The organism is Chloroflexota bacterium (assembly GCA_016219275.1).
Classification (GTDB): domain Bacteria; phylum Chloroflexota; class Anaerolineae; order UBA4142; family UBA4142; genus JACRBM01.
Window position 1 is genome coordinate 67,348 of the sequence record JACRBM010000088.1, and the last position, 13,731, is coordinate 81,078.

Consider the following 13,731-nt stretch of genomic DNA (forward strand, 5'->3'; position numbering starts at 1 on the left):
TTTGCTCCGCGCCATTTCAAACAAGCGAGATCACTTGCGTGCGATTGTTTTTGCATCACCTCCTCTCAAACAAAAACGTCCGCGCGGTGCGGCAGAACGCATCCGACATCAGACGCCTAATTCGGATCAAGTATACGCCGGTTTGCGGCGTTGGCAAGTTTGAAAAAAAACGTAGATTTTCCAGTCCAGGTGTGGTATAATTTTACAAATTGTTTTTTCCTGAGGAGGAGAAATGAAGAGTTCTCTTTTGTACCGTTTGCTCGTTGTTCTAGCGTTGTTCGCGGTGATTGCATTGAGCGCGTGCGCGCCCGCCCCTGCCCCGGCTCCGGCGCCAACGACGGCGCCTGGCTCAACTGCCGCCGCGCCGGCGCCGACTGCCGCGCCGAAAAGCACCGGACCCAAAGTGCTGACAATCGCACAGACAAGCGATCCCGGCACCGCGGACCCGCAACTCACGACTGAAGAGTACTTTTTGCCGCTCAACGTCTTTGATCGTCTGGTCGAAGCCGTGACGACCGCGCCCGGCAAATCCGAACTGGTCCCAGGTTTGGCGGAAAAGTGGGATGTGTCCGCGGATGGGTTGACGTACACGTTCTCTCTTCGCAAGAATGTGAAATTCCACGATGGCAGTCCGTTCACCGCGGACGATGTGATCTTTACGTTCGATCGCATGTTGAACCCGGCGACCAAAGCGTTGAACACGGACTTTTTGGACATGATTGGCGGCGCATCCGCACGACTGGATGGCAAAGCGCCGACGACGACCGGACTTAAAAAGGTTGATGACAGCACCGTCGCGATTACACTCGGCGCGCCGTACGCGCCGTTCCTCGCGAACATTGCCACGCCCGCCGGTTCGATCTTCCCCAAGGCGTACACCGAAAAAGCCGGGAAAGATTTCGGCATCAAGCCCGTCGGCACGGGTCCGTTCAAAGTAGATGCGTGGACGTACAACAGCGACATTCAACTGTCGGCGTACGATGGTTACTTCCGTGGCAAAGCCAAGTTCGACAAGCTCGTGTTCAAGATCGTTCCCGATGCCCAAACGCAATCGTTGATGTTCAAGAAGGGCGAACTCGACGTGCTCGACCTGGACAATGCGCGTTCGCAGATTCCGGATTTCATGAAAGATCCGCAATGGAAAGACCGCATCGTCAAAGGTCCGCGCGTCGGCACGTACTACATGAGCATCAACTCGACGCTCAAGCCGTTCGACAATCCCAAAGTACGCGAAGCGTTGGAGTATGCGATTGATCGCCAGACCTTGATTGACAAGTTGTACGCCGGCACCGGCATTCCCGCCAAGGGCATTCTCGCCCCCGGTCTCGCCGGCTACAATGCGGATCTGCCCGGCTTCAAGTACGACCCAGACAAAGCCAAAGCATTGCTCAAAGAAGCTGGTTTCGCCGATGGCATCTCGATGACGATTTTCCAAACGGTGGATTCGCCAAGCACGCTCAAGATCAACGAAGCGATTCAAGCGATTCTGTTGAAATCGAATTTCAAAGCCGAGATCAAGCAGTTGGACAGCGCGGCGTATTCTGCCACGCGCAAGGAAGGCAAACTCGGCAATTACGTGAGCGATTGGTCGGCGGACTTTAACGATCCCGACAACTTTATCTACACGTTCTTCGCGCCCAAGAATGCCGTCGCGCGTTCGTGGAATTACACGAACAAGACGGTGCAAGACAATCTCGAAAAAGCGCGCGTGATGACCGACATGCAAGCACGTTACAAACTCTACCAGGAAATCGAGAATACCATCGTCTACAAGGACTTTGCGTTCGTGCCCTTGTTCCACCTGGAGCACTTGTTCGTCGTGCAAGCCAAGGTCAAGAATTTCAAAGTGTCGTGGAACGGCTGGAGCAACATGCCGTACTATGGAATTGAAATCGAATAGCGCTCGCGCGCAGGTTTGAATGTAGGGGCGAGCCGTCGGCTCGCCCCTCGTCTTGATGGCTGGAGTTTTTCATGCTCAAGTTTGTCGTCGCACGTTTTTTGCAATTCATTCCAGTATTGATCGGCACGACCATGCTTACGTTTTTTCTCTTGCAGGTAGTGCCCGGCGATCCGATCGCGCGGATGATGCGCGAGCACATCGATCCCGATGTCGTCGCACGCGTGCGTTTGCAAATGCGCCTCGACGATCCGCTACCGACCCGGTACGTGCGCTATGTGTGGGATGTGCTCAACGGCGATTTCGGCGAATCGTACAAACTGCGGCGCAGTGTCAGCACCCTGTTACTCGACGCCTTTCCGAAAACACTCGCGTTGACCTTGGCGGCGTTATTGTTCGCGTGGGGCATCGGGATTCCCGCCGGCATTATCGCCGCGCTCAAACATTATTCCACACCCGATTACCTCGTCACGGTTTTTGCGTTGCTCGGCGTGTCCGTGCCGGTCTTTTGGTCCGCGCTGATCTTTCAATTGATTTTCGGCTGGAAGTTGGATTTGCTGCCGATTTCCGGTTACGGCACGATTCAACATTTGATCATGCCCGGCATTGTCCTGGGTTGGTCGTCCGCCGCGATTATCGCGCGGCTCACGCGTTCGAGTCTGCTCGAAGTGATGAGTTCCGACTATATTCGCACCGCGCGCGCGAAAGGACTCAGGCAGTGGCGAATCATCATGCGCCACGCGCTCAAGAATTCGTTGTTGCCGGTCGTCACGATCATGGCGATCCAGGTGTCGGGTTTGCTCTCTGGTGCGGTGATTACCGAGAGCGTGTTCGGGATTCCTGGCATCGGGCGGGTCTCGGTCGGCGCAATTCAAAATCGCGATCTGCCGTTGTTGCAGGGTTCGGTGATTTTGACGGTCGTGCTCGTCGTGTTGGGCAATCTGCTCGCGGATCTCAGTTACGCGTTTCTCGATCCGCGCATTCGGTACGAGTGAGGCGAACACGATGAGCAGTGCATCCATTTCATCACCGACCCAGGTCTTCACGGTTCGTCAATCCACGTTCGCGCAAGACATCTGGCGACGCTTTCGCCGCAATCGCTTGGCGTTGGCGGGGCTGGGTATCGTCGTCGCATTGTGCATTTTCGCGACCTTCGCGCAAAATGTCGCGCCGTACGATCCGATTGAAGTCAACCTCGACATTCAATTCGACCCGCCGTCGCTGCAACATCTTTTCGGCGCGGATTTGTACGGACGCGATTTGTTCAGTCGCGTGATTTACGGCGCGCGTATTTCGTTGTTGATCGGTTTCATTCCGTCCGCGATTTCGATGATGATCGGCGCGGCGCTCGGCGTGCTCGCCGCGTTCTACGGTCGTTGGGTGGACACGCTCATCATGCGTCTCGCCGATGTCGTGCTCGCGTTTCCTTCGATCATTCTCGCGATGGTCGTGACGTACACGCTCGGCGCGTCGCTGTTCACGCTGTTCATCGCGTTGAGCGTGGTGGGCTGGGCAGGCGCGGCGCGCGTGGTGCGCGCCCAGGCGCTCGCGATTAAAGAGACCGATTTTGTCACCGCGTCCAAATCGGTTGGCGCGAGCGACCGGCGCATCATGTTCAACCACATTATCCCGAATTGTATCGCGCCGATTCTCGTGCTGTTTACGTTGAGCATCCCCGAAGCGATCATGGCGGAAGCCGGTCTCAGTTTCCTGGGCGTCGGCGCGCAACCGCCTACGCCAAGTTGGGGCTTGATGGTGAACGAGGCGCAGCAGTACGTGTTCAACGCGCCATGGGCATCCATCTTGCCGGGCTTGGCGATTTTAGTGACGACGCTGGGATTCAACTTTGTCGGCGATGGGTTGCGTGACGCGATTGATCCGTACTTGAAAAGCAAGATGTAAAGAACACATGCGATTGCCCCTCACCCTGACCTTCTCCCCATAGGGGAGAGGGCAAATACTCTCTCTCCCTCGTAGGGAGAGGGTTGGGGTGAGGGGCAACGCGACTGCAAGCCCTGCCTTTTACTTCGCCCCAAATTGACAAACTCACCGCCCCGCTGTAGAATCGGTCTAGTCGTTGGACGTCCAACCTCTTTTGCCGAGGAGCGTTTCTCCCCATGCTCAGATCGCAACTGTACGTGCAAGCGCGTGATCAAATCCTCGTCTTGACGCGCCAGCGCAGACTCCAAGCCGGCGATCAATTGCCGAGCGAAACCGAGTTGAGCCAAGCGCTGGGCGTCAGTCGCAACACGATTCGTGATGCGTTGATGACGTTAGAGCGCGATGGCGTCGTCGTGCGCCAACACGGTATCGGTACGTTCCTCACTCCCGCGCCGCAACACTTGAAGACCGGCTTGCACCAAATGCTCCCGATCCCCGACCTGATTGTGGCTTCCGGTTTCAAGCCCGCCATCCGCGATTTGAAAATCGTCGCTACGCGTGGACCATCTCAAGCGCATCAAATTCTCCAGGTTTCCTCAAACGAACCATTACAATCCGTGTCGCTGTTGTACCTCGCGGACAAACGCCCGGCGATTTACATCACCTACTGGTTGCCTCCATCGTTGAGTCCAGAGCCGCTCAATTGGAACGAATTCGATGGACACATGGTCAACTTTATCGAACGCCAGACGGCGGCGCGCATTCATCACACCGTCGCGCGCATCCTTGCGGTGACCGCGACGAAAGCATTGGCGGACACGTTGAAAGTGAAACGCGCGAGTCCCCTACTCAAAATGATGCACACGGCATTCACCGCCAATGGTCAGGCGATTTATTGCAGCACCTCGTTCCAAGATTCGGAACTTTTGGAGGTTAGCGTCACGCGTCAACGAAAATAATTCGACCGGCAAAATTCCCGGTCCAAATTCGAAAGAGGAGGAAAGAATGTCTCGTTCAATCAAACTGCTGTTGGTCTGCGTCGTCTTGGCGTTGATTGTGGTCGGTTGCGCGACGCCACCACCAGAGCCGACGAAAGCGCCGCCGACCAGCGCGCCCGCGCCGACGGCAGTGCCTGCCACCAAAGCGCCGGAACCGACCAAACCGCCTGCGCCGACAACTGCACCCACCGTCGCGCCCGCTCCGACCAAAGCGCCGGAACCGACCAAAGCGCCCGCGCCCACCACGGCAGCCGCGCAACCTGTGCGCGGCGGCATCGCGGTGATCGCGATGGACTCGGATCCCGAAACGTTGAACCTGGGATTGACAACCGGCTATTCTGCCGGCGATGTCGGCTCCAAAATTTTCAATGGCTTGGTCTGGCTCGACGGCAATTATCAACCCCAGCCGCAACTCGCCGAGTCGTGGACGATTTCCGCCGACGGCAAGACGTACACGTTCAAATTGCGGAGCGGCGTGACCTGGCACGATGGCAAACCGTTCACCAGCGCGGATGTCAAGTACTCGTACGACGAAATCCTGCTGAAACTGCATCCCCGCACGCGCACGCTCGCGGCGCGCATCAAGTCCATCGAAGCGCCTGACGCGCAGACGATTGTGTTCACATTGAACGACGCATACGCGCCGTTTATGATTCAGCAAACTGTTTTCGAAGCGCCGATTTTGCCCAAGCACTTGTACGATGGGCAAGGCGATGTGACCAAGAACGCGGTGAACCTCAAGCCGGTCGGGACCGGTCCATTCAAATTCTCGGAATGGAACAAGGGCAGCACGATCAAGCTCGTCCGCAACGACAACTATTTCGAAAAAGACAAACCGTACCTCGACGCGATCGTGTTCCAAATCATCCCGCAGGGCGCGAACCGTTCGACCGCGCTCGAAACCGGTGAAGTGGATTTCGTCGTGGATTTTTATCTGCCCAAGACCGATGTCAAGCGTTTGGAAGCCAACACCAAGTTGATGCCCAAGCGCGGACAAGGCGCGCCGGCGATTGATTTCATGATGATGAACACGCGCACCAAAGCGTTGTCCACTGCCGAAGCGCGTCAAGCCGTGGCGATGGCGATTGATCGCAAACGCATCGTGGATCAATCCATGAACGGTATCGGGCGTGTCGGTCGCGGACCGCTCGGCGATGGTTTCAAATGGTTGCTCAATCCCGCGGTAGATTTCGACAAACTGTATCCGCGCGATGTGACGAAAGCCAAAGCCGCGCTCGACAAAGCCGGCGTCGCCGCCGGCGCGGATGGCAATCGCGCCAAGTTGCGCCTGGTGTATGATTCGGCGCGACCGCAATTCGTGACCGCCGCGCAAATCATCAAGGAAAATCTCAAGGACATTGGCTTTGACGTGGACCTGCAACCGCTCGAACGCGCGGTGATGATTCAAAAAGTATTCCTGGATTGGGAATTCGATCTCACCCTTCAATCGTTCGTATCGTCCGGCGACCCAGCGATTGGTTATCATCGGCTCTATCTCACGACGACGACCAAAGCGCAGTTCACCAATCAAACCGGCTATTCGAATCCCAAGGTAGACGATCTGCTTGCCAAAGCCGCAACCGCGCCGGATGTTAAAGCGCGCGCGGCGGCGTACGCCGATCTGCAAACGATTCTCGCGAATGACATGCCCAGTCTCGTCCTGTTCGATGAAGAAGGCGTGGACTTTGCCTCCAAGAAATTGAACGGCTTGTGGACGGGCATTGATTCGCGCGATCGTTGGGATTTGGTTTGGATGCCCAAATAATGTTCGTTTGTAGGGGCGAAGCATGCTTCGCCCCTACGTGAATCAACATGTGGCTCTACATCCTTAAACGCGTCGCGCAAGCGATTCCGCTTTTGCTTGGCGTCGTCATCGTCAACTTTGTGCTGATTCAGCTCGCGCCCGGCGATCCCGTTACGTTGCTCGTCGGCGATTTTCCTGCGCCCGAAGAGTACGTTCGCCAGGTGCGCGCGGATTTCGGTTTGGATCGCCCGGTGCAAGAGCGACTCGTGTTGTACCTGGGTCAGTTGGCGCGCGGCAACCTGGGTTACTCATTCGCGAATCGTTTATCCGTCGCGGAGTTGATCGGCAATCGCATCGGCGCAACGTTGCAACTGATGCTCACCGCGCTCGTCGCCGCGATCGTCATCGGTGTGTCGCTCGGCGTCATCGCCGCGCGCGGGCGCGGCAAGTTGCCGGACGTGTTCGCGCAAGTCGGCGCGTTGGTCGGCTACTCCGTTCCGGATTTTTGGCTGGGTCAAGTCCTCATCATTCTGTTTGCCGTCACGCTCGCGTGGTTGCCTTCGCAAGGAATGCGTTCCGCGCGTTCGGTTGCCACCGGGTTCAGCGCGTTTCTCGAAACGCTACCGTACCTGATTTTGCCGGCGAGCGCACTCTCGGTGCGTTTCATCGCGCTGTTCTCGCGCATCACGCGCTCGGCGATGCTCGATGTGTTGCACGCCGATTTTGTCCTGGGTGCGCGCGCGAAAGGTCTGAGTGAGTGGCGCGTGCTCATCGCGCACGTGCTTCGCAACGCGGCGCTGCCGATTGTGACCGTCATCGGCTACAACGTCGGCTTGCTGATCGCCGGCTCGGCGTTGATCGAAACCGTGTTCTCGTGGCCCGGCATCGGGCGTTTGCTTTTCGATTCGATCACCAAGCGCGATTATCCGGTGATGACCGGCATTCTGTTGATGGTCTCGCTCACCGTCGTCGTCGCGAATCTGCTCACCGATCTCGCGTACGCGGCGCTCGATCCGCGCGTGCGATACACGAGGTAATCCGAAATGTCATTCCTTTTCTCTGTCATTTCGAGCGAAGCGAGAAATCTCCCGCCGCTGTGGTCGAGATTTCTCGTCGCAAAAACCGCTCCTCGAAATGACAAATCACAAGAGACGACATAACGATGTCGAATCTCCGGACTCTCCTCGCGCTCGGTCTCGTCGCCATCGCGATTGTCCTCGCGGTGTTCGCGCAATTCGTCGCGCCGTTCGATCCGTTCAAAGGCGGCGCAGACGCGCTCTTGTCGCCTGGCACGAAAAATTATTTCCTGGGTACCGATCACCTGGGTCGCGATATTTTGTCCGAGTTGATTTTCGGCGCGCGCGTCTCGCTCGCGGTCGGCATCTCCGCCGCGCTCAGCGCGAGCATCCTGGGCATCATCGTTGGCAGTCTCGCCGGTTTTTTCGGCGGCTGGGTGGATGGCGCACTGATGCGGCTCAGTGAATTTTTTCAAACACTCCCGCGCTTTGTGCTCGCGCTCGTCATCGTCGCGTTCTTTGGCGGCGGCGTTCTCAAAGTAATCATCGTCCTCGCGATTCTGTCATGGCCCCAAATCGCGCGGCTCGTGCGCGCGCAAATCCTCAGTCTGCGCGAAGCGACGTTCGTGGATGCCGCGCGCTTGAGCGGCATGAACGCGTTGCAAATTCTCGCGCGCGAGATTCTGCCGAACGCGCTCGCGCCGGTGATCGTGACCGGCTCGCTCGACATCGCGTCCGCGATTTTGCTCGAAGCAAGTTTGAGTTTCTTCGGCTTGGGCGATGCGAATTTGATTTCGTGGGGCGGCATGTTGAACGTTGCGCAACCGTACTTGCGCCAAGCGTGGTGGATGGCGCTCTTTCCCGGCTTGGCGATTTCGATTGTCGTGCTCGCGTTCAACGTCCTGGGCGACGCGCTGAACGATGCGCTCAACCCGCGCTTGCAGGAGACCGCATGAACGAAATCATTTTGGATGTGCGGAATCTCGTCACCGAAATTCATCAACGGCGCGGTTGGCTGCGCGTCGTGGACGAGGTGTCATTCACGGTCGCGCGCGGCGAAATCGTCGGACTCGTCGGCGAATCGGGGTGCGGCAAGAGCATGACCGCGTTTTCGCTGATGCAACTTTTTCCCACCGCGTCGGCGCGCATCGCGCGCGGTCAAGTCGTGTTTGATGGACGCGACCTGGTGAAACTGTCCCAGGATGAATTACGCCGCGTGCGCGGCGCGCAGATGGCGATGATTTTCCAAGACCCTGCGACGTTTCTCGATCCGTTGATGACGCTGGGCAATCAAATCGCCGAGCCGTTGCGCGCGCATGCGTACCCTGGCGATCCGCGCGCGCGGACGCTCGAACTCGTCGAGCAGACTGGGTTGCCCGATCCCGCGCTGATGGTGAATCGTTATCCGCATCAAGTCAGCGGCGGGCAAAAGCAACGCGCGCTCATCGCCGCGGCGATGGCGTGCGCGCCGAAATTGTTGATCGCGGACGAACCGACGACCGCGCTCGATGTCACAGTGCAAGCGCAGATTCTCGATTTGATGCGCGACCTACGCGACCAGACTGGCGCGGCGTTGTTGCTCATCACGCACGACCTGGGTGTCATCGCGGAAATGTGTGATCGCGTGTACGTGATGTACGCCGGCAAGATCGTCGAGGCGAACACGACGCGTGAATTGTTCCGCGCGCCGCACCATCCGTACACCCAGGGTTTGCTGCGCAGCACCGTCAGTCTCGAAAGCGCGACGACCAACTTGTTCGCGATTCCCGGCACCGTGCCGAACTTGAACGAACTGCCCACCGGTTGTCGCTTCGCGCCGCGCTGTCCGATTGCATCGGCGCAATGCCAGCAAGAACCTCCGTTCGTGGCAACTGGCGCAAGCGCGGTCGCGTGTTGGAACGTCGCCCGCGCGATGGTGGAAGAAATCTGGAAGGGATGACCCCACCCCTTCCCTCCCTTTGCCAAGGGGAGGGTGAAGGAGGGGTTGTGATACAATTATGCTTACCGGCACAAACCTCATCAAAGATTTTCGCGTGCGGCTGGGCTTGTTTCGCGGGAGCGCGACATTGCGCGCGGTGGATCGCGTTTCGATCACCATCAACGAAGGCGAAACGGTCGCGCTCGTTGGCGAATCGGGATCGGGCAAATCAACCCTGGGACGCGTCCTCCTCGGTTTGCTTCCGCCCACGTCCGGCGACGTGCAGTACCGCAGACGCGCGTTCGCGTCGTTGCAACGCGATGAGGCGCGAGAGTTCCGCGCGCAGGTGCAAGCCGTATTTCAGGACACGAGCGCGTCGCTCAACCCGCGACGCACAATTGCGGACAGCATCGAATCGCCGTTGATGTACAATCGGCGTTTGTCGCGCGCCCAGGCGCGGAACGGCGCGGCGCAACTGCTCGAACGCGTCGGCTTGGATCCGAAAAATTTCGCAGCGCGTTTTCCGCATCAACTCTCCGGCGGGCAACGCCAGCGCGTCGGTTTGGCGCGCGCGCTCGCATCACAGCCGCGCCTCATCGTCGCGGACGAACCCGTGTCCGCGCTCGACGTGTCGGTGCGTGCGCAGATTTTGAAGTTGATGCAGGAATTGCAGGCGCAAGAACAACTCGCCTACCTGTTCATCACGCACGACCTGGGTGTGGCGCGCTTGATGGCGAATCGCGTGATGGTGATGTACCTCGGCGCGGTCGTCGAAGAAGGATTCGCGGCGGATGTGTTTGCGCGACCGTCGCATCCGTACACGCACGCGCTTACGCTGTCCGCGCCCATGCCTGACCCGGCGCGTCCGCGTCCCGCGCGGCGTCTTGCCGGCGAGATTCCCTCGCCGCTCGCGCCGCCATCAGGTTGTCATTTTCATCCGCGTTGCCCATTCGCACAAGACGTGTGCAAGACCGACGCGCCGCCCGTGTGCGAGTTTACGAATGCGCATCGCTCGGCGTGCCATTTCGCGGAGCAGGTTCGAGCGGCTGTAAAAAATGAAAAATAACTGGACGCGGATGAACGCGGACAAACGCGGATAAAAATAAAAATCCGCGTTCATCCGCGTTTGTCCGCGTCCCATTTCCAAAGGAGACACCGTGACTGAAATTCAAAAACACATTCGTTGTCAACCCGGCGATGTGGCGCGCTACGTGTTGCTTCCCGGCGACCCAGGTCGCGTCGAGCGCATCGCCGCGCAGATGGACGACGCGCAAGAGATCGCGCGCAATCGCGAGTACGTCGTCGTCACCGGCAAAACAAACGGCGTGGATGTGAGCGTGTGCTCGACCGGCATCGGCGGACCTGCCGCGTCCATCGCGCTGGAAGAATTAGTCAAGGTCGGGGCGAAGGTATTCATTCGCGTCGGCTCGGCGGGCGGACGCCAGGACGATATTCCGATTGGCACGCCGGTCATTATCACGGCAGCGCATCGCGGCGAAGGCACGTCGAAGGTGTACTTGCCGGTCGAATTTCCGGCGGTCGGCGATCTCGACGTGACGAACGCGCTCGTCGCAGCGGCGCACGAAACGACCGAGCCGTATCGCGTCGGCATCGGTTTCACGCGCGATGCGTACTATGTGCAAGACAAGCCGCTGAACGAATTGTTGAAAAGCGTCGGCATCGTTGCGGCGGAGCAAGAGGCGTCGTTGTTGTTCATCGTCGGCAGCGCGCGCGGCGTGCGCGTCGGCGCGATTGTCTCGACCGATTCCAACATCTGGTTGCCGGCGCAACCGACGCTCGAAGAAAAAGAAAAACTGTTTCGCATCGGCGAGAAGAAAGCGATCGCGATTGCGTTGCGCGCGGTGCAGATTCTCGCCGAGCGCGGAATCTAAATTTCCTTCATTTCCTTCATTTCCCTTTTACACGGAAATGAGGGAAATGAGGGAAATGAGGGAAATTATGTTCGGTCATTTGGATTTGCTTTTTCATAACGCGCGCATCGCGGACGTGTTTCGTTTACGCGTGTTCGAGGGCTGGGTCGGCGTGCGTGATGGGCGATTTGTGTACGTCGAAGAAGGCGCACCGCCGGTGAATATCGCGGCAAAAGAAAAACGCGACCTGGGACAGCGCGTCATCGTCCCCGGTTTGATTGACTCGCACATGCACATCGAGTCGTCACACCTCACGCCGCGCGGATTCGCGCAAGCGGTCCTGCCGCACGGGACGACGACGGTGCTTGCGGACGCGCACGAGGTGGCGAACGTCGCGGGCGAAGAAGGCGTGCGGTGGATGATTCGCGCGTCCGAGAATTTGCCTCTGCGAATTTTTCACGCGATTCCCAGTTGCGTCCCGGCGACCTCGCCCGATCTCGAATGGACGCGCGCGGTGTTCGATGCGGGCGTCGTCACGCGACTCGCGCGCGAACCCGGTGTGATCGCGCTCGGCGAAGTGATGGATTACGGCGCGGTGCTCGCGGACAGTCCGCGCTTGCGTGGCTTGGTTGAGGCGGCGCACGACGCGGGCTTGATGGTCGAGGGACACATTCCGACTTTGCGCGGTACCGATTTGTCGCAGTACCTTACGTGGCGCGTGACTTCGGATCACACGCTGACGACGCCGGAAAAAATCCGCGAACAAATCTCGAAAGGTCTCGCGGTGATGTTGCAGACGAAATCGTGTACGCGCGAAAATATCTTGGCGGTAAACGAACTCGCGGACCGCTCGCGCATCCTGCTCGTCACCGACGACATCGAGCCGTCGTTGTTGGTCAAGGGACATCTCTCGCTCATCGTTGCCCTCGCGATTGACGCGGGTATATCGCCCATCGAAGCGATTGCCGCGGCGACGATTCGCCCGGCGCGCTATCTTGGCTTGCGCGACCTGGGCGGCATCGCGCCGGGTTATCGCGCAGATTTCGCGGTGATGGATGAACTCGCCGCGTTTCCGCCGCGCGAGGTGTTCGTCGGCGGGGAGCGCGTTGCGATGGATGGTACATTCATCGCGCGCGATTTGCCGATGACGCCGCCGGTGCCGGCGAGTGTGATGTTGCCGGGTCCGTTCACCGCGAGCGATTTCCGCTTTGTGTCGAATGGCGCGACCATACCCCAGCCCTCCCCTTGGCAAGGGGAGGGGGCGGGAGGGGTCGTGACCGCGAACGCAGTTGTGATCAAAAACGCGACGACGAGTCTCACCGATTTGGAGCGCGTGCCGGTGCGCGTCGAGAATGGCGAGCTACGACTCGACGACACGCTCGCGCTCGTCGCGGTCATCGCGCGCGATGGCTCGTCGAAATCAATCGGCGTGATCAAAGATTTCGGTTTGCGAGTGGGCGCAGTCGCTTCGAGTTTCGCGCACGACAGTCACAACCTGCTCGTCGTTGGACACGATACAAACGACATGGCGCGCGCGGCGAACGCAGTGCGCGAAATGAATGGCGGCGTCGCCGTCGTGCGCGACGGTACACTCATCGCGATGTTGCATTTGCCGGTGTTCGGTCTCATCAGCGACGCGCCGCTCGACGAGATCGTGCGTGAATTCGACGGACTCGAAATCGCGTTGCGCGACCTGGGCGTGTCGCATCAACGACCATTCTTGATGCTGTCGCTTCTTGCGTTGAGCGTCAGTCCGAAATTCAAATTCACGGACAAGGGCGTGATGGATACCGAAGCGCGAGAATTGTTGCCGGCGTGGGAATGAAAAATCGCGTTGAAATTATTGGAGTAGGGCATCGCGCGCACACGTAAGTGACTTGGGTGGGGATGGCGTCGTCGCAAACGCTTCGCGGCTCCGCGCAATGACGCCTGAACGCTTGCTGTCCAACAATGCGATTGACAAGAAATTGCAAACGAGATAGACTCGCATCTATTATTTTGCGTTCGCGCTCGGAGGGCTGAACAACAGAGTTCTAACCTTCAAACGAAAACAGAAAGGATGTTGAATTGGCTGATCAATTGTTGATCGAGGATTTGCAAGTCGGTACGGGCACGGAAGCAGTGGCGGGCAAACGCGTCACGGTGCACTATCGCGGCACGTTGACGAATGGCAAACAGTTCGACGCGTCGTACGATCGAATGCAACCGTTCGAATTCGCGTTGGGTGCGGGACAGGTCATCAAGGGCTGGGATCAAGGCGTCGCCGGAATGAAAGTCGGCGGCAAGCGTAAGCTCACGATTCCGCCAGACTTGGGATACGGCGCGCGCGGCGCGGGCGGAGTGATTCCGCCGAACGCGACGCTCGTGTTTGAAGTCGAGCTGATAGAGGTGAATTGAAAGCAAAAC

12 protein-coding genes are annotated in these 13,731 nt (G+C 58.6%); all 12 read left to right on the forward strand.

What is annotated here, in order from left to right:
* The first annotated feature begins 232 nt into the window (after positions 1-232).
* Positions 233-1,900 (forward strand): ABC transporter substrate-binding protein, encoded by a 1,668-nt coding sequence (locus tag HY868_23735; protein ID MBI5305164.1) that lies wholly within the window; start codon positions 233-235, stop codon positions 1,898-1,900.
* Between the two features lie 71 nt (positions 1,901-1,971).
* Positions 1,972-2,892 carry an ABC transporter permease gene (locus HY868_23740; protein ID MBI5305165.1) on the forward strand — a complete coding sequence of 307 codons (921 nt, stop codon included), beginning with the start codon at positions 1,972-1,974 and terminating at the stop codon, positions 2,890-2,892.
* Positions 2,893-2,902: 10 nt separating this feature from the next.
* Positions 2,903-3,799: an ABC transporter permease gene (locus tag HY868_23745; protein ID MBI5305166.1), complete on the forward strand. Its 897-nt coding sequence runs from the start codon at positions 2,903-2,905 to the stop codon at positions 3,797-3,799.
* A 215-nt stretch (positions 3,800-4,014) separates the two neighbouring features.
* Positions 4,015-4,737: a GntR family transcriptional regulator gene (locus HY868_23750; GenBank protein MBI5305167.1), complete on the forward strand. Its 723-nt coding sequence runs from the start codon at positions 4,015-4,017 to the stop codon at positions 4,735-4,737.
* Between the two features lie 46 nt (positions 4,738-4,783).
* Positions 4,784-6,541 carry a hypothetical protein gene (locus tag HY868_23755; protein ID MBI5305168.1) on the forward strand — a complete coding sequence of 586 codons (1,758 nt, stop codon included), beginning with the start codon at positions 4,784-4,786 and terminating at the stop codon, positions 6,539-6,541.
* 47 nt (positions 6,542-6,588) lie between these two features.
* Entirely contained in the window at positions 6,589-7,557 is a 969-nt protein-coding gene (locus HY868_23760; GenBank protein ID MBI5305169.1) for an ABC transporter permease, read from the forward strand.
* 125 nt (positions 7,558-7,682) lie between these two features.
* A complete protein-coding gene (locus tag HY868_23765; GenBank protein MBI5305170.1) occupies positions 7,683-8,492 on the forward strand; it encodes an ABC transporter permease in 810 nt (269 codons plus the stop codon).
* On the forward strand, positions 8,489-9,475 hold the full coding sequence (locus tag HY868_23770) for an ABC transporter ATP-binding protein (GenBank protein ID MBI5305171.1): 987 nt from the start codon (positions 8,489-8,491) through the stop codon (positions 9,473-9,475). The genes HY868_23765 and HY868_23770 overlap by 4 nt, the downstream gene beginning before the upstream one ends.
* 58 nt (positions 9,476-9,533) lie before the next feature.
* Entirely contained in the window at positions 9,534-10,520 is a 987-nt protein-coding gene (locus tag HY868_23775; GenBank protein ID MBI5305172.1) for an ATP-binding cassette domain-containing protein, read from the forward strand.
* 91 nt (positions 10,521-10,611) lie between these two features.
* Positions 10,612-11,346 (forward strand): nucleoside phosphorylase, encoded by a 735-nt coding sequence (locus tag HY868_23780; protein ID MBI5305173.1) that lies wholly within the window; start codon positions 10,612-10,614, stop codon positions 11,344-11,346.
* 67 nt (positions 11,347-11,413) lie between these two features.
* Positions 11,414-13,150, forward strand: a complete 1,737-nt coding sequence (locus tag HY868_23785; protein ID MBI5305174.1) for an adenine deaminase — start codon at positions 11,414-11,416, stop codon at positions 13,148-13,150.
* A 242-nt stretch (positions 13,151-13,392) separates the two neighbouring features.
* On the forward strand, positions 13,393-13,722 hold the full coding sequence (locus tag HY868_23790) for an FKBP-type peptidyl-prolyl cis-trans isomerase (GenBank protein ID MBI5305175.1): 330 nt from the start codon (positions 13,393-13,395) through the stop codon (positions 13,720-13,722).
* Positions 13,723-13,731 lie beyond the last annotated feature (9 nt).